We start from the raw sequence: 17,401 nt of genomic DNA on the forward strand, positions 1-17,401 counted from the left end.
AGGATTGGCTTAAAAATCATATAAAAATTAGACATTAACGGTGGGAGTGAAAATGCGAAAGACCTCTATGCCGCTCCGTGTCCGGATCGTATCTCCGATCGCTGTTAAACCCGGGAAACTTCGATTGACACGGGGCGGTGGTTCCCCGGCTTTAAAGGTGACCGCTGCCGCTTCTCCGATACGATTCCGGCCCCTCCGCTCTATGCTTTGCAGCATTCGGCTCCCACGGTAATGCCTTGGGGGAGGCACAGGAAAAACAAAAAGACGCGTGCCTTAGTCGCGTCTTAAAGGGCAGCGATATATGAAAGTATTTATGGCGCGGAGCTGCTTGAAGCCTATTTGCCGTGTGCCGGCTCACTGCGGTTACTCATGCGATACTCTGTCACAATGGGCTGTATAACCTCGGCGCCACATCCGGGCTCGGTCACATTGTGCGAATCAGCGGCTAAATTACAGATCCAGCTCCTTGCGGTAGTTGGACGGGGATGTGCCGACGTATTTTTTAAACTTGCTGTGGAAATAGTCCACGTTGGTATAACCTACCTTCTCCGCGACCTGATACACCTTCATGCCCTGCTTCAAAAAATCCTTGGCTTTGCTGATCCGGACCTTGTCGAGATAGGTATTAAAATATTCTCCGGTTGTATTCTTGAACATTTTCCCTAAATAAGCGCTGTTGTAATTAAATACCGACGCCAGGGTTTCCAGCTTGATATTCTCGCTGTAATTGCGCTGGATCAAATCCATGATCCGCTTCATCTCCTGGTCCCGCCCCCCCTTGCCTGCCTGCCAGATCAGCTCCTCCAGAAATTGAGATGAATGCTGGCATAAATCATGCGCCGTCCGCTGACGGAATATCGCGGCGATCCGATCCGAATATTCCTTCGTCCGCGACTGGAGCTCGGTATGATGCTGCATCAGCTTGTTGTACACGCCGGTGAGGAGCGCAACGAACGAACGCTTCATTCCCTCCTCGCTGTATCCCTCATGGACCATGGCATAAGCGGCGGAGCGCAGCAGATTTCGCTGCACCTCGACATTGCCCACATCCACGGCATAATAGAGCTGTTCCATCCACTGCAACGGATCATAGGGTTGCTGCTCGTCGCGTGAAATGTCACCCGCAAATCGCTCAGATCCAGAGAATAATAGCTCCCCCGGCGCATAGAAGAAGCGTTCGCGAATTCGTTCCTTGGCACAGCGGTAGGAGCTTGGGACCTCCTCCAGACGGTGAGCCTGGCGTCCTAGAGAAGATGTAATTGCAGTGCCTGCAAGACTTGCAGCTCCTTCCGCCATCTGAAGCAGCTCCTTCCTTCCTCCTGCCGTCAGAACCGGAATCGGCATTAGAATGCCGATATAGTCATGCATTGAAAATACCACGCCATGCCCCTGTTCCTCAAAAGCCTCAATCAGCCTGTTTTTCAACAGATGGCTGCCCTCCTGCCCGGATTCAACATGCCGATGATCATGGATAAGCAGCACCTGATAATGATTCCATAACAGCCCCATCTTCTCGGCGATTTGCCGCCAAGCCGGGTCCGGCTTACTCTCCTGGCTGAACCAGGTTTGAATGAACTGCTCACGACTCATATCGGAAGCTGCTCTGTTCAATGTCCTCCATTCCTGTTCTTGTTCTATCGCTTCCTTAATCTGAAGCAAATATTGGCGAAGCTCCTCTTCATCTACCGGTTTCAGAAGGTACCCGTCAACGCGGTGGGAGATGGCCCGCTTGGCATAATCAAAATCAGCGTATCCGCTCAGGATCAACAGATGAATCGCAGCATCCACGGTCCGTATGGCTTCAATTAGCCGTAATCCGTCCATACCCGGCATTCGAATATCAACCAGCATCACATCAGGGGCTAGGTGTCTGTGCTTCTCCAATGCCTCGCTCCCGTTCGCTGCTGTGCCCACAATCTGATACCCCAGTTCGCCCCAAGGCACAATGCTTTTCAACCCCTCACGCAGCTTGGGTTCGTCATCCACGATTAACACTCTCAACATCCTTCTCTCCTCCTGTCGGAATCCTGAATTCAATACGTGTTCCCGTTCCCGGTTCACTATATATGATCAGCCCCGCTTCAGGGCCGTAGGTGAGCTGCAGACGAACATGAACGTTACGGAGCCCGATCCGTCCGCCGTCCTTCTCGTCGGTATCGTTCAAATAACCATAGATCATCTTTAACCGGTCCAGAGATATGCCCGCTCCATTGTCCTCGGTGATGACGTGCAGCATCCCTTCGGCGGCCGTGACCCTAACCCTTATGAAGGTACCCTCTTCCTTGTGATCCATCCCGTGTATGACCGCATTCTCGACAAGCGGCTGGATGATCAAGGGTGGGATTCTGATGTGATTCGCATCGGGATCCACCTGAAGCTCATATTTCAGACGATCCTCGTAGCGGAATTTTTGAATGTCGAGATAACACTGCACCATCTCGATCTCGTCCCTAATCGTTGTTTTTCCACTGCCCACCTCGAGGTTGCTCCGCATCATTTTGCCAAGCAGCCGCACAATCCTGGCGATTTCACTCTCACCCTTGAGATGCGCCTCCATGCGAATGGACTCCAGCGCGTTAAACAGAAAATGCGGATTGATCTGGCTGGCCATCATTTTGAATTTGATTTCGTTCTGCTTCTGCTCCATTAACCGCTTCTGTTCGTTGGACTCCTGCACTTCGTTCATCAGGTCGTTAACATTGCCCACCATGGAGTTGAACTGACGCGACAGTTGGCCGATTTCATCCTTGCCGTCAATGGCCATGGCAACGCCAAGGTTACCCGTACCCACCTTCGTAATATGTTTGCTGAGACGCAGCAACCGGTTAGAGATCAGCGCAGAGAAGCTGTAAATGAGGATAACGGCCAACAGCAGACTCACAATAATAACCGTCATTGCCAGCTTGCTGATTCGGTTGGCATCCGACACAATGCTGTCGATCGAAAAAATGGAGATAATACGCAGGCCGTTTACGCCCGATTCCGTATTCAACGGCTCAATCAGAACTTTGGAGGCTTCATCGTCAATGACGGATTCATAGCTTCCACTGGCGTTGTACACAGCGCCGTTGTTATCATGAATTTCCGCCAAAGTCTTTCCGTACAGCTCCGGGCGGTTGGCCGCAACGATATTGTTCTTGCTGTCTACTATAATCGTGTCGAACGTTTCCTGGCTCAGAATCGTATTCAGCAAGCCGGTGTTCACGTTAATCACCAATACACCCAGATTGTCCTTGCTTCCCAGGTCGACCCCTTTAATCAGGCTGAGGTATACCTTCTGATCCCGTTCATCTCGAACATAATCCCAGTAGATGACGCCGATATTGTCTTCGGCTCGCCGATACCACTCGGTTCTCCTGATTTCACCCTCCGGGTATATGAATTCCCAATTGTTCAGCATGGTGGGGTTGTCGCTATAAAAGCGAATATTCGATATTTCCTTATACATCCGAATGGCCTGCTGCAAGTCAGGGTACTCCCTGTATGCTACAAATACGTCGTATACGCTTTCATATTGCCGGTTGGCAACATTCTTCAGACGCTCATCATACGATAGGCGATAGGATAAATCGTCCGCCACGTTGATAACTTCGGTTGACCGTTTCTTAATGCGGTCCACATTCTGATAAGCCTGTTCCAAAGCATTGTTCAAAGCGAATTTCCGGAGCTCTCCCGTAAGGAATATCCCCACGATGGCCACCGGTACAAAAACCACAACAACAAAGGACAATATTAGTTTGTTGCGGATCTTCATGTCGTTCATAATTTGAATGAAATTGGATAACATCGGACCGTCTCGCTCCTGTCCTCTAGTCTTCGGCATTTTTTAGGAAAGCGATTACAAAACAGTGCACTTATGCTTGCCGCAGGCCTATTATATCAGCATTGCCATTCATCCAAGGCCAACTAAAATATGGAAGAAGCCCGACTCCAACACAAGGCTGGTCCGGGCTTATCTTCGCTATGTTTTTTTCCTTAATAAGCAAACCTTCTACTTCATGCCAGAAACCTCTACAGACAAGTGTTGTACTCTTATACTGCCAGCACTGCTGAGAAGCTCACCGCTGGTTGTCCTGCTTCTACTTGAATCTGACCCTCTTGCAGACTCGCCCCTGAGCCCTCGACGGATGACACGGCTCCTGTCCCGTGCAGCCTCACGGAGAATGGCTTGCCGCTGCCTTCCACCACCGTAAAGTCAATGCGGTTTCCTGCGCGTACGGCCCGCACGACCAGCTCGCTCTCTCCGCTCATGCTGCGAACCGTGACGGATGCCTCGCTGCCGTCTTCCAGCGCATATAAACCAAGCTCTACACCGTCTGCATAGTCATATTCCGGACGGGCATCATTCGAACCGAGGGCAACAAACGAGTTGCCGCGTACAAACAATGGCAGTCCAAGGAAATCGTACGTTTCCTTGCGCCAGGATCCACCCTCCACGGTGTCTCCTGTTAACAGATGCGTCCAGCGGCCCTGCGGCAGGTAGTACTTCACATCCCCCTTCTCGCTGAATACCGGTGCCACAAGCAGAGAATCCCCTAACATATACTGACGATCCAGCATCTCGACAGCCGGGTCCTCCGGGAATTCCAGGAACATGGCACGCATGCTCGGTACGCCTTGCTCCGATGCTTGCACAGCCGTATGGAACAAATAAGGCATCAAACGGCTCTTCAGCTTCGTGAAGAAACGCGTAACGTCAACAGCCTCTTCGTCATAAGACCATGGCACCCGGTAGGAGCTGCTGCCATGCAGACGGCTGTGACTGGACAGCAGGCCGAATGCCAGCCAGCGTTTGAACACATGCGCTGGAGCTGTATTTTCGAAACCGCCGATATCATGGCTCCAGAAGCCAAAGCCGCCGAGACCAAGGGACAAGCCCCCGCGCAGGCTCTCCGCCATCGATTCATAATCCGCATAACAATCGCCGCCCCAGTGCACAGGGAACTGCTGCCCGCCAACCGTTGCGGAGCGAGCGAACACCGCCGCTTCGTTCTTGCCGAATTTCTCGACTAACACGTTGAATACCACTTGGTTGTATAACTGGGTGTAATAATTGTGCATTTTATGCGGATCGGAGCCGTCAAAATAAACCACATCCGTCGGAATGCGCTCACCGAAATCTGTTTTGAAACTGTCAACGCCCATATCCGTCAGCTCGCGCAGGTATCCTGCGTACCATTCGCACGCATCCGGGTTCGTGAAGTCCACAAGCGCCATGCCCGGCTGCCACAGATTCCACTGCCAAACGTCGCCGTTCTCTTTTTTCACCAGATAGCCCTTCTCACGGCCCTCCTCAAAAAGACGCGAGCGCTGGGCGATGTACGGGTTGATCCATACGCAAATTTTCAGTCCCTTTTCTTTCAGCCGCTTCAGCATGCCTTCAGGATCAGGGAACACCTCTTCATCCCACTGGAAATCCGTCCAATTGAGCCCCTTCATCCAGAAGCAGTCAAAGTGGAAGACCTGCAGAGGAATATTGCGCTCCAGCATACCGTCAACAAAAGAGTTTACAGTGTCTTCGTCATATTGCGTGGTAAAAGACGTCGACAGCCACAATCCGAAGGTCCAAGCCGGCGGCAGTGCCGGTTTCCCCGTCAGATTCGTATATTTGTCCAGGACGCCTTTCGGGTCCGGTCCGTCGATGATGAAATATTCCAGGGACTCTCCTGGCACACTGAACTGCACCTTCTTCACTTTTTCCGATGCTACTTCAAAGGATACGAGATCCGGCTGGTTCACAAACACACCATATCCTTTGTTCGTGATGTAGAATGGAATGTTTTTATAGGCCTGCTCGGAGCTGGTGCCGCCGTCCTGGTTCCATATGTCCACAGCCTGACCGTTCTTCACAAACGAAGTGAAGCGCTCGCCAAGTCCGTATACCCATTCGCCGACGCCAAGGTCCAGCTCTTCGCGCATGTAGGCCTGTCCGCCGTCTTCCACGATATGCGCCATGGATTTGGCCCTGCTGCCGGTGATGCGCTCGCCTCCCCTATAGAAGTGAACCGACCATTCCGGACCCTTCCTGATCACAACGCTCAGATTGCCGCTGCGCAGAACAGCCTCCTGCTCGTTCTCTTCTATGACCGTGTGGTCACCTTCATTCCCATACAATTGAAATGCAGGACCGCGATCTCGTACCCCCGCATAGTGAACCAGCTTAACGCCGATGACGCCGGGTGCCGGCGAATGAAATTGCACGGTGATCAGTTGGGCATTAATTGTGGCTCCTCTTCCCGGAATGGGTGCCGTAGATGCATAAGCCGTCAGCGTGTTTCCTTTTACCGCGAAATCATAAGCCTGAACCGCTCCCGAAACGGAGTAACCCTCCCGGATAAGCCAGTTGCCGTCCGTAAATTTCATGCTATATACCGCCCTTCTATATTTGGTAAATTGAACTTTATGATGTAAGCGTTATAATGTCATTATACTGATCTATTTTTACCCATACTATCAGTATTCGATCTATATATAGCACAATATTGACGAAAACTATCGGTTTACCAATTTCGATTTCAATTCTAATTCCACTTCACGCATTCCACTTCCAAGGGGGATTCCATATGGATCAATCTTTTCGTCAATCGTTAAAAGAAAGCACCATCCACGGGAATGAACGGTTTCCGTTCGGCGCCTACTGGTATCACTTTGCCCCCGGTGCCCATGTGGTAGACTCCCATTGGCATAAAGAAGCGGAAATTTTTTACGTCATGGAAGGGGACGTTCTGTTTCAGATTGATTCGGAATATATTCCTGTTCGGACGGGTGAAGCGATATTTATCGACGGAGGCGACCTCCATACCGGACATGCCCAGGGCGACCAAGGGTGCAGCTTCTGCGCCATGGTGTTCGATTTCGGCATGCTTGCAAGCCCCCACTATGATCTTGTTCAGGAGGGCATGATTATCCCGTTTCAGGAGCGGAGGGCAACCTTCCCAAGACGGATGACCTCCGAAACCGATGACAGGCTGCTTGGACATATAAAGGAAATGATTGGGTTATCGGAGCAAAAGCCTGCCGGTTATGAAGCCGCTATAAAGGGACATCTGTTTCTCATGTTGTTTGAAGCTGCATCCACTGGAAGGCTGGCAAACCGAAGCCGGAGCGAGACCGCTGATATCACGAGGACCGAGCGCTTAAAAAAGGTGATTCTCTACATTCAGAATCATTACCACCGCCCCATCCGGCTGAGTGAGCTGGCAGAGCTCATTCCGATGAGTGAAGGCCAATTCTGCCGGTTCTTTAAATCCATGACCGGGCAAACCCCCGTGGATTATATGAACTCCTATCGCGTTCGCCAAGCGGCAGAGCTGCTTCGGCAGCCGGACAATAAAATATCCGACATCGCACTCGATGTCGGATTTGGACACATCAGTTATTTTGTTCGGGTATTCCGAAAGATCATGAACTGCACACCATCGGAGTATCGGAAGAAATTATAATTTCGGTAAGCTTGGTATGGTCTGATTGCAATCCCCAGGTAGCGGCAAATTACGGCATACGTACTGCCCGGCGCTGTTCTCGTTCGCTGCTCCCGAAGGTGCAGGCTGGTGCACCCGCTGTTTCCAGAGCTGCCACAGCATGAAGCCATCATTGGCCTTTCCCTTATTCTTGATGTAATTAACCATCGTTTCTACATTATAATACTGTGTTGCGATGTTATTCTGTCCGTTCATCATCTCGGCATCATACACCGTCCCCGGTGCTGCATTTAGCTGCAGGACAGCGCCGCCGGAGCCCTCCGGTGCAATCTGCATGCCCATGTTGATCGGCCCGTTATATATCGCCTTATAAGATTCGTATCCTTCACGAGGATCGTAGTAGATGCCTCCATCGTAGGACATCAGATTAATGAAATTGATCTTGCTGCCATGATCCTTGACGACACGGTACATCGTGCCGCCAAAAGGGGAACCCCATTGAACTTTGCCTTCCTCAAACGGCGTTCCCTTCACATAATAAGCGCCCGTAGACCATCCTGCGATGGAGATCTGAAGATTGGCATTCCTTGCATTGATCTCGTTATAGAGGCTCGTAATAATGCCGGCGATCTCGCCATCCTTGGAGCAGCTGAACTGAGCGGCTGTTCCTTTGTTGCAGCTGCTGCCGCTGGACTCCCAATCGATGTCGACACCGGCCACACCCAAATCCTGTGCCAGATCCACAATGTTCTTGGCATTGAATCCGGACCACTGTGAGCCTTGGCTGTACGACCAGCCTCCTACTGACAGGAACGCTTTCGTTCCGCGGGCTCTCAGCGCCGCGATGTTGTTTCGAAGGTCCAGGGACTGCTGGGAAGTAAATTTACGCTGGCCGTTTGGCGTTGTTGCTCCTTCCACGAATTCCAAACCCGCAACGGCTTGGTCAAATGCATAAGAGCCTTTGGCATACGTGGTATCTGGTCTTACAAATGCCAGATTGACATGGGTAATGTAATTGGGAACATTAGCCGTAGTCAGGTCGTATATGCTTGTATTCCAAGAGCTCGCGTAAGCAACATACATCCGGCTCCCAGGCAGCGGAGGATCAACAGGTGGGTCCACAGGAGGATCGACCGGGGGATCCACTGGCGGATCGACTGGTGGTGTTCCTGGATTGCAGGCCCCCAAGTCCTCCCATACGCCCCATTGTCCGGTCGTTCCAGGAACCTCGCCCTGCGTCCACCACTTCGCTTTCCACGCATGACCATTGTGGGATACTATGTTGCCTCCACCATACACAGCCGAACTGCTCCACGCAGGCTCTGTGCAAGCCTCGGCTGCTTGGGCCTTGAACACTGGAAATACACTGAATACCAGCACAGCAACGATTCCGAGAATAAAACCTCTCATGGTTCTGGACATGCTGTTCATCATCATACAACTCCTTCCATTATTCTTATTAAAGCGTTTTCAAATCTGACAAAAGCTTCGTTCCATACACCTCCCCAGGTCTATACCAATGAAATTATAAAACGCACTTTAAGTGTAACTTGGTGGATCTTTGTACAAAAAGGATAAGATTTACTTATATAGGGGCAAAATCCTACACCCTAATGAATCCATAATTCCAATAAAAAGCCGTCACTCTGCAAATTTTCGCAAAATAACGGCCTTGAATGGATAAGCTTGGTTAACCCTTACTACAATTTAGGGTATGATGATAGCAGTGTGTTATTTCTTGTTATCTGTTGATCTCCTTGTGGAGCCTTGCAAACGGACATTTTGACAGCGATTCTGTGTTATCCCGCAGAAAATATTGCTTCCATTCATAATTATCCTCCGCCCCATAGAACTTTAACCGCTGGCGAATCATGGCCTTTGTTCGTTCTGCTTGCCCTTCCCGGGCATTGAACTGCTGCAGAACCCAGCGGGGCGTGAAGGCAAGCATCATATAAGGGAAATATCTGCTCTGACGAAGCTCATGCGCGGGTGTGCCGCAATACACAAAATAAGGCTCGCCTGCATAACAAAATTCCCACAGATGTTCCGAAGGCTCCTCGGGGAGACCCTCCGGCCAAGGTTCTGCGTCGTATTCGGTTGTTCGGCTTAGCAGCTGCCAGAATAAACGCTCATAGTACTCGACGCCTGCCAAGTCATTCCTGCTATGTTCCGTGTTGATCAACACGACAAGTGAAGTATACGGCCCAAAATCTCTGGAGCCGAGTCCGAACTCATGCAGCAGTGAGGCCAGTTGTCCCGCTGCCTCCTGCGATTCGCCCTGATTAATAAAGCCATATCTAAAATGCTTCAGCACATGTCCCTGCACTGCCGGAATACAGGGGAATTTGGCGGAACGGTCCGTCATTTTCTCGGTTAGCTTTATTATCGCTTCTCGCTGCCAGTCCTCCGGTAATCCATGAATAGCATCCATATCTTCCAACCTCATTAAACCGCTCATCACCAGTCCTCCTCTTTCTACAGCATATAAGAGTGGATAAAAATGGGTGACTGTCCCGGCCGAAATCCAAATGAATTTCGAAAAGCGTTTCACGAAGCTTGAACTTTCTGATATCTTAAGTAGAGAAGAAATATAAAATGACCAGGCTTCTGCCTTAATTACCATAGAGAGGATTCTTTCACATTATGTCTAAACCCCTGCTAACAGATCAGATTCAAACTGCCAAGCCTGCCAAAAAACCGAGGCCATCCGCTCCGCCTGTGCGCATCTTTGCGCTGGGGGGGCTTGGAGAGATCGGAAAAAACATGTACGGTGTGGAATTCAAGAATGAGATTATCCTCATCGATGCCGGGCTGAAATTCCCGGATGCCGAAATGAGCGGAGTCGATTACATCATTCCGGATATCCGTTATTTAATCGATAACAAACACAAAGTGAAGGGTCTGTTTCTGACCCATGGCCATGAAGACCATATCGGGGCTATTCCTTATGTCCTTCGTCAAATCCAGATGCCGATTTATGGCGGGGCGCTGACCATCGGATTGGTTCGTGCGAAGCTGGAAGAGCATCGTCTGCTGGACCAAAGCGATCTGCGTGTGTTTCATGAAGACGAAACCATCTCATTCCGTCATCTTTCCGTTCATTTCTTCAGAACCACCCACAGCATTCCGGATGCCTTCGGGGTCGTGGTAGAAACCCCATACGGTCCGATCGTACATACCGGGGACTTTAAATTTGATTTTACGCCAGAGGATAGACCCGCTGATCTGCATAAAATCCTGCATATTGGCAAACGCGGCGTGCTCGCCCTTATGGCCGACAGCACCAACAGCGAGCGCGACGGATTTACGCCTTCAGAGCGTACCGTGGGCAACTCCATTCTGCGTCTGTTCCAGGAATGTCCCGGACGGATTTTGTTCGCAACCTTTGCTTCTAACGTCCATCGGTTACAGCAGGTCGTTGAGGCTGCCATCCGAACAGGACGCAAAATCGCGATTGTCGGCCGTAGTATGGAGAAGGTATTTGTCATCGGACAAGAACTCGGTTATATTCGCGTCCCTGACGGCATGTTTATCGATGCCAAAGCCGCTAACCGTTATCGGGACGACCAGGTGCTAATTATTTGTACAGGCAGTCAGGGCGAGCCCAATGCGGCACTGACCCGTATCGCCTCAGGTGCCCATCGTTCCATTCAAATTCATCCGGAGGACACCGTCATTTTCTCCTCCTCGCCGATTCCCGGAAACACCCAGAATGTAAACCGCAGCATCGATCTCTTGATGCGGGCCGGAGCAGAGGTCAAATACGGATCCATTCTCGATATTCACACCTCGGGTCACGGCTGCCGCGAAGATCTCAAGCTGATGATCAGCAGTTTGCGTCCTAAATATTTCGTACCGATTCACGGGGAGTACCGGATGATGCTCAATCACCGTCATCTGGCCGTGCAGGTTGGTGTTCCTGACAGCAACGTTTACTTGATGAACATCGGAAATACGCTGTCCCTGTTCCGCAACTACGCGCGGAAAGGCCGGAACATCCCTTCCGGAGACGTCTATATTAATAACGGTGAGCTTCGCACTCATGAAAAGGAATTGCTTGAAGAGCGGGTACAGCTCGCTCACGATGGCGTTGTCATCGTTGCCATTACCATCAATCGCGAAACACGCAAGCTGATGTCCGGGCCGGAGCTGATCACCCGCGGTTTTGTCTATATGCAGGATTCCAAACCTCTTCTCCGCCGCGCAGAAGCCATGCTGCGCAAACAGCTGAACAAGGCCGGAGAGCAGCGTGAATACAACCGCGCGGCTTGGGAGCAGATGACCAACAACACGCTTAACCGTTACTTCAAGCGGGAGCTGGGCCGAAGCCCGTACATTATGCCTTCCATTATGGAAATATAAACGCTTCACGCCCTGCCGCATGAACAGAATCACCATACAAAAAGGGTGGACCCAAGGTATTTCATACCTTTGTGGGTCCACCCTTTTCTTACATTCAGTTCCTTGCTGTGAATAACAGAACAGCTATCGCTGCTTGCGATGCTGATTACTTAATCCGCAAGCTCCAGCCCTTTTGTTTCTTTTCCAAGAATCAATACCCCCGCAGCCCCGATTAGAATGGTCACAAAGAACATCACGAAGATGAACTCAATGCTGGTCCCGTTCTGCTTCAGCACACCGACGAGAAGCGGCGCAATCACGCCGCCAATCCGTCCGAAGGACGTCGCCAGCCCAACCCCTGTTGAACGTACTTTCGTCGGGTAGAGCTCCGGACTGTAGGCATAGAGTCCGCCCCATGCCCCCAGATTGAAGAATGACAGGGAAATCCCCGCAGCAAGAAGTGATGCTTCCGTATTGGCATAGCCAAACCAGATTGCACTTAGAGCCGTAAGCACCAAGTATGTAACCAGAACAAACTTCCGTCCAAACTTCTCAATAAAGTAGGCGGCTGTAAAATATCCTGGCAATTGGGCAAGTGTCATGATCAGCACGTACTGAAAGCTCCTGACCAGACTGAAGCCTTTGTCCACCATAACCGTCGGAAGCCACAGAAACATACCGTAGTAGGAAAATACGACTGTAAACCACAGCACCCACAGCATAATGCTTGTACGCCGATGTTCGACCGACCAGACCGAGGCTACCCGCTGTCTTAAGGTCACCTTCGTGGCCATCTTTGCCTTCTGCTGTATATACCTTGGCGAATCCTCAATCGCACGCCGCAGATAGAGTGCATAGAAAGCAGGCAGAGCTCCAATCACAAAGGCTGCCCGCCAGCCGTAATCCGGGATGACAAAATAGGCGATAAGTGCGGATAAAATCCAGCCCGCTGCCCAGAAGCTCTCCAGCAGTACAACCGCTCTTCCCCGTTCATTTGCCGGCATGCTTTCCGACACCAGGGTAGATGCAACCGGAAGCTCTCCGCCAAGTCCAAAGCCGGCGATAAAGCGCATAAAACACAACATAATAAAACCGGTAGCCAGCGCGGAAAGGCCGCTCGCTATCGAGAATATGAGCAGCGTCCAGAGCAGAATGTTCTTCCGTCCGTATTTGTCCGCCAAAAACCCAGCCATCGCCGCGCCAAATACCATTCCGATCGACGTTGTACTCGTCAGGATTCCAACCTGCTGCGAGCTTAGCGACCATTCGGTTGCCAGCGCTGCGACAACAAACGAAATCATTCCGACATCCATCGCATCAAACATCCAGCTGAGTCCCGCGCTGAACAGTAGCTTGCGCCGCTTCGGCTCTTTTAATAATTGCATGTTGCCCATATTGACCGCCCCCTCTCCTATATCTTTCTATAATGTAGAGCGAACAATACGTCTGGTCAAGCTGGATTATGCCATCGGCAAGATCACAGTGATGGTTGTACCTACCTGAAGCTTGCTGGAAACATGAACCTCCCCCTTGTGATCCTCAATCATTTTTTTTGCTGATCATGAATCCCAAGCCGTTCCCTTTCTCCTTGGTCGTAAAAAAGGGCTCACCCAGACGGGAGAGAATAGACTCGGGAATCCCGCAGCCATTGTCAATGAAATGGATGGCGATGGTATGGCCTTCGCCTCTTCCCAGCCGAATGGTCAGCTCCCCGCCATCTGGCATGGACTCCACCGCATTTTTGATAAAATTAATAAACACCTGCTTCAGATGGTTCACATCGCAATCCACGCTGGCCTCGTGCGCTCCGAAATCCGTGATGATCTCAACGTTATGTATAATAGCCTGTGTATTCAAGAGTGTTATCACCTGCTCCAGGAGCTGCCGGATATCCGTACGTTCGAATTTCACACTCTGCGGCTTTGCCAGGAACAGAAGCTCGCTGACAATCAGCTCAATCCGTTCGATCTCTGAAGAGATAATATCGAAATATTGATCCTTCCGACCTGCACCGGATCGAATTAATTGGACAAATCCTTTGATGGAGGTCATCGGATTTCGGATTTCGTGGGCGATACCTGCCGCAAGCTGCCCGGCCATCGACAACTTATCGGACTGAATCAGCCTCTCCTCTTCCTGATGGGCGGCTCGCTTTAAATCGGTGATATCCGTAAAGTGAGCTATGTAGCCGAGCGTTCTTCCATCTCTGCTATGGGCCATGCTTAACCTGCAGGATACCCACTTGATATCGCCTTTTTTATGTAACAACCTCTTCTCCATTTGCAGGGAAAGGGCCTTACCCGACACTAATTTCTCCAGTCGTTCCCTGTCCTTATTCACGTCTTCCGGATAAATCCAATGATAGTACGGATGGTACAGACATTCCTCCGCCTCATACCCTAATATGACACAAGCAGCGGGATTGATCTTGATAATGCTCCCCTCAGAATCGATGAATACCGTTCCGATCGGCGCAACTTCAACCGCCTGAACCATAAAATCATAGTTGAGACATTCACTATTCATCATCGTGGAGATCCTCCTTGTCCTTCGTTGTTCAAATCGTTTTACATATTTCGAGATATAGGTTTGCTTCTCCTCTCCTCTTCTCTATATTAGAAAATATAAATAAAGCAAACCAAAGGATAATTTGGACATAAGGCGAATATATTGTTATGGAGTTTCTAATATATGGTGTCAATACCAGAGCTATTCTAGTGAAACTGAGAGAAAATGGTATTTTTTGACTTGAACGCCATCGCTTTTTCGTTTATTGTGAAAGAAAGCAAGTCATTTACAATTGCTAGTCGTTAGGACCGTTAACAAAGGAGTTTGCGAGTATGTACACGGAACAAGATATTTGGATTGTGCTTACAGGCACGGGCACCTGGTTCAGCAGAATGATCCAATATTTCACGAAGGCCCCACTAAACCATGCATCCATTGCGTTTGATTCCGAATTACGCGAAGTGTACAGCTTTGGCCGAAAGAAGGCAAACAATCCGTTTGATGGCGGTTTGGTTCGCGAGAATTTGCGCGCTCCATTCTTCTACACCTCGGAATGCGCCGTTTACCGCTGCCGCGTCAGTAATGAGGACTATCAACGCATGCACAATCTTGTCAAAGAGATGATGCGTGATCAGAACCGCTACAAATATAATCTGCTAGGGCTGCTGGGTATATTGTTTCGGATTCATATTGATCGTGATGATGCTTTCTTCTGCTCTCACTTTGTCGCTACCGTTCTCGAGCAAGCAGGCCTGCGGCCTGTGAACAAACCTTGTCACTTGGTAACGCCAGAAGATTTCGCCCATTCACCGCAGTTGAATGAAATCTATCACGGTCCTCTTCATGGTTATCTTGCTCAAGAAATGACCTCCCCGCTGTCCCCGACGCCGACCTTTGCTCCTGCAACAACCAAAGGCAGAGGCAAGTTCTTCCGAATCGGGAAAACGGGTTAATACCGAAATGTTTAGCTATGATATAAATAGGAACCTATAACATCTTGGAAAAAAAAAGCAGCCGGGCGATCGCCCGGCTGCTTCTTTATATGTTCTTCACGGGATTTCCCCGACGTCGTGCTCAGGTTTAGGCTGATGGAGTCTGATCCGAGGTTTGATCCAGAACAACTGGTGTCTTCTCCACAACAGTTAAATTCGCTTCAGCCAGCTTCTGCTGCTCCATTTTCTTGCGCTTGCGTTTACGGTTGAAATACACGCCGACTAACAGAAGCGGAACGGCAATAAGCGCAATATACAAGGATACGTCCTTAACCATACCTTCGGCCGCGTTGCCATACAGGTAAAACAAAGTACCTACCACATAAAACTTGGTGGCTCTGCCAATCGCAGCATACGCCAGGAGCCTCCATAACGGGAAGTTCAAACAACCTGAAAGGATGGTGAACACCTTAAAGGGAACCGGCGTAAAGGAACCAATCAATATGGCCGCCTCGCCGTTTTTCTGAAACATGTTCGTTGCAGCGTCAATCCACTCTTTTTTCAAAATCTTGTATAATACCGACTTCCCAAGCAGCTTTCCGATTAAATAACCAAATGGCGTTCCCAGCAAGCACCCGATAAAACCATAAGTTGCAAGCCAAAGTGCATCCTGCGGATGAACAATACTTAGCGAAACTTGCAGAAAAAAGGCGGGTATCGGAAAAATTACAGCATCAGCAAATGAATGAATAAACAATCCCCATGGACCAAAACTCTTCAAAAAATCCAAAATGACCTGAAACATGTCTCAACCCCTAAATATTTTCTTCCTGTTTCTATCAGACCCTTTATAAATTATAGCACATAATTATACTGGAAAGGACCTAAGCCACTCCAGCCCTGCGGAAATACGTGAATAAAGAAGCATGCCTTTGCTCCTATATAGTATATGCATCGAATTCAACTAACAACAAAAAAACCTTTCTTGCAGAAAGAAAGGTTTCTCGTCACATTGTGCAAGCCGGAATCAAAAATGAATAAGCTTGCAAAAAAATGTATTTTGTTTAATTTGCAGATATACTGCGATGTGCCGAATGTCTTGTCGGACCCACAAAATCATTCAGCGGGAAGCCGTTTGAAATCGCCTGCGTGATGAAGGCCTTCGCTTGCTGTACCGACTCGCGCACGGTCAATCCCTTGGCAAGATTCGCTGTAATGGATGCCGATGACGTACAGCCTGCACCGTGAGTATACTTCGTCACGATGGTATCGGCTTCAAACCATTCAAAGTTCTTTCCATCATAGAGCAGGTCCATCGCTTTTCCTTCGCGAATTTTGCCTCTATCCTTAATCAGCACATTCTTCGCGCCGCGCTCGTGAATGATGGCGGCAGCTTCCTGCATCTGATCCAGGGACGTGATCGGACCGGATTTCGCCAATTGGGACGCTTCGAACAGATTTGGCGTTACCAGATCGGCACGCGGAAGAAGGAATTCCAGCATCGCTTCCGTATTTTCCGGCTGCAGCACCTCATCTGTTCCCTTGCATACCATGACCGGATCGATGACAATCCGTTTCAAGTCATAGCGATCGATATATTGGGAGACAAGTTCAATAATCTCAACAGAGCCGAGCATTCCGGTCTTCATTGCATCAATGCCGATGCCTTCAAGCACTGTTTTCAGCTGTGTTTCCACGATATCGAGCGCCACCGGGAAAACCTGATGATCCCATGTTTTTGGTTCCATGCAGACAATGGTGGTGAGAGCGGTCATACCGTATACGTCAAATTCCTGAAACGTCTTCAGATCGGCCTGGATGCCAGCACCGCCGCTCGTATCCGAGCCCGCTACTGTTAGTGCTTTACGTATCGTCATGTTCCATGTTCCCTTCGCTTGTAAAATGATGATTCTATTATATGAAAAGATCTTATTGGCGTCTATTCGCAGATGCTGACGAATTCTGAAAGATGCTGCATCACTCCGCATGCGGATTGTTCTTCCGATCGCTGTTACCCCCAGATTTCATTCTGAATCACGAATAAATCGTTGAAATCCGGATGAGCCTATGCTTCCGATGCCAGCTTTCCTCTGGAAAGCTTTCAGGCGAACGCTTCGCTTCTCCAGAACAATTCCGCCTGCTCCGTTGGAGCATCGTGAGAGTTCTTGCAGCTTGTACATCTCCCCCACTCCCGCTAGG

Annotated in this window: 14 protein-coding genes; 3 read left to right on the top strand and 11 right to left on the bottom strand. The window is 49.9% G+C overall.

Annotated features, from left to right (window positions below):
* Window positions 1-27: 27 nt before the first annotated feature.
* The 4 genes from PVOR_RS30865 to yicI form a co-directional block, all read right to left on the bottom strand.
* Window positions 28-216: a hypothetical protein gene (locus PVOR_RS30865; RefSeq protein WP_160164040.1), complete on the bottom strand. Its 189-nt coding sequence runs from the start codon at window positions 214-216 to the stop codon at window positions 28-30.
* Between the two features lie 234 nt (window positions 217-450).
* On the bottom strand, window positions 451-2,004 hold the full coding sequence (locus tag PVOR_RS27155) for a response regulator transcription factor (RefSeq protein WP_006212769.1): 1,554 nt from the start codon (window positions 2,002-2,004) through the stop codon (window positions 451-453).
* The gene (locus PVOR_RS27160) at window positions 1,979-3,787 is read right to left on the bottom strand and encodes a sensor histidine kinase (RefSeq protein ID WP_006212770.1); all 1,809 of its coding nucleotides are present in this window, start codon (window positions 3,785-3,787) and stop codon (window positions 1,979-1,981) included. Before PVOR_RS27160 ends, PVOR_RS27155 begins: the two co-directional genes overlap by 26 nt.
* Window positions 3,788-4,032: 245 nt before the next feature.
* Window positions 4,033-6,363, bottom strand: coding sequence for an alpha-xylosidase (gene yicI, locus PVOR_RS27165; RefSeq protein WP_006212771.1), 2,331 nt, complete (start codon window positions 6,361-6,363; stop codon window positions 4,033-4,035).
* A 200-nt stretch (window positions 6,364-6,563) separates the two neighbouring features.
* On the opposite strand from yicI, the gene PVOR_RS27170 reads away from it, so the two are divergent.
* Complete coding sequence (locus PVOR_RS27170; RefSeq protein WP_006212772.1) at window positions 6,564-7,442, top strand: helix-turn-helix transcriptional regulator; 879 nt, start codon at window positions 6,564-6,566, stop codon at window positions 7,440-7,442.
* Here the strand turns inward: PVOR_RS27170 and PVOR_RS27175 are convergent.
* Together PVOR_RS27175 and PVOR_RS27180 are read right to left on the bottom strand one after the other, a co-directional pair.
* The gene (locus PVOR_RS27175; protein WP_234973112.1) at window positions 7,437-8,858 is read right to left on the bottom strand and encodes a glycosyl hydrolase family 18 protein; all 1,422 of its coding nucleotides are present in this window, start codon (window positions 8,856-8,858) and stop codon (window positions 7,437-7,439) included. The genes PVOR_RS27170 and PVOR_RS27175 overlap by 6 nt on opposite strands.
* A 304-nt stretch (window positions 8,859-9,162) precedes the next feature.
* Window positions 9,163-9,879 (bottom strand): YqcI/YcgG family protein, encoded by a 717-nt coding sequence (locus PVOR_RS27180; protein ID WP_006212774.1) that lies wholly within the window; start codon window positions 9,877-9,879, stop codon window positions 9,163-9,165.
* A gap of 185 nt (window positions 9,880-10,064) precedes the next feature.
* Between PVOR_RS27180 and rnjA the strand changes: the two genes are divergently transcribed.
* The gene (gene rnjA, locus PVOR_RS27185) at window positions 10,065-11,783 is read left to right on the top strand and encodes a ribonuclease J1 (RefSeq protein WP_006212775.1); all 1,719 of its coding nucleotides are present in this window, start codon (window positions 10,065-10,067) and stop codon (window positions 11,781-11,783) included.
* 149 nt (window positions 11,784-11,932) lie between these two features.
* Here rnjA and PVOR_RS27190 read toward each other — a convergent pair whose 3' ends face one another.
* Together PVOR_RS27190 and PVOR_RS27195 are read right to left on the bottom strand one after the other, a co-directional pair.
* Window positions 11,933-13,156 carry an MFS transporter gene (locus tag PVOR_RS27190; RefSeq protein WP_040681059.1) on the bottom strand — a complete coding sequence of 408 codons (1,224 nt, stop codon included), beginning with the start codon at window positions 13,154-13,156 and terminating at the stop codon, window positions 11,933-11,935.
* A gap of 145 nt (window positions 13,157-13,301) precedes the next feature.
* Entirely contained in the window at window positions 13,302-14,291 is a 990-nt protein-coding gene (locus PVOR_RS27195) for a PAS domain S-box protein (RefSeq protein WP_006212778.1), read from the bottom strand.
* Window positions 14,292-14,602: 311 nt separating this feature from the next.
* On the opposite strand from PVOR_RS27195, the gene PVOR_RS27200 reads away from it, so the two are divergent.
* Window positions 14,603-15,223, top strand: a complete 621-nt coding sequence (locus PVOR_RS27200) for a hypothetical protein (protein ID WP_006212779.1) — start codon at window positions 14,603-14,605, stop codon at window positions 15,221-15,223.
* 127 nt (window positions 15,224-15,350) lie between these two features.
* On the opposite strand, the gene PVOR_RS27205 is transcribed toward PVOR_RS27200, so the two are convergent.
* The 3 genes from PVOR_RS27205 to PVOR_RS30870 form a co-directional block, all read right to left on the bottom strand.
* Window positions 15,351-16,007: a YqaA family protein gene (locus tag PVOR_RS27205; RefSeq protein ID WP_006212780.1), complete on the bottom strand. Its 657-nt coding sequence runs from the start codon at window positions 16,005-16,007 to the stop codon at window positions 15,351-15,353.
* A 259-nt stretch (window positions 16,008-16,266) separates the two neighbouring features.
* Window positions 16,267-17,079, bottom strand: coding sequence for a pyridoxine/pyridoxal/pyridoxamine kinase (gene pdxK, locus PVOR_RS27210; protein WP_036643640.1), 813 nt, complete (start codon window positions 17,077-17,079; stop codon window positions 16,267-16,269).
* A 147-nt stretch (window positions 17,080-17,226) separates the two neighbouring features.
* Complete coding sequence (locus PVOR_RS30870; RefSeq protein WP_006212782.1) at window positions 17,227-17,382, bottom strand: hypothetical protein; 156 nt, start codon at window positions 17,380-17,382, stop codon at window positions 17,227-17,229.
* Window positions 17,383-17,401: the final 19 nt, after the last annotated feature.

Origin of the sequence: Paenibacillus vortex V453, from assembly GCF_000193415.1 — a bacterium.
GTDB lineage: Bacteria > Bacillota > Bacilli > Paenibacillales > Paenibacillaceae > Paenibacillus_AQ > Paenibacillus_AQ glucanolyticus.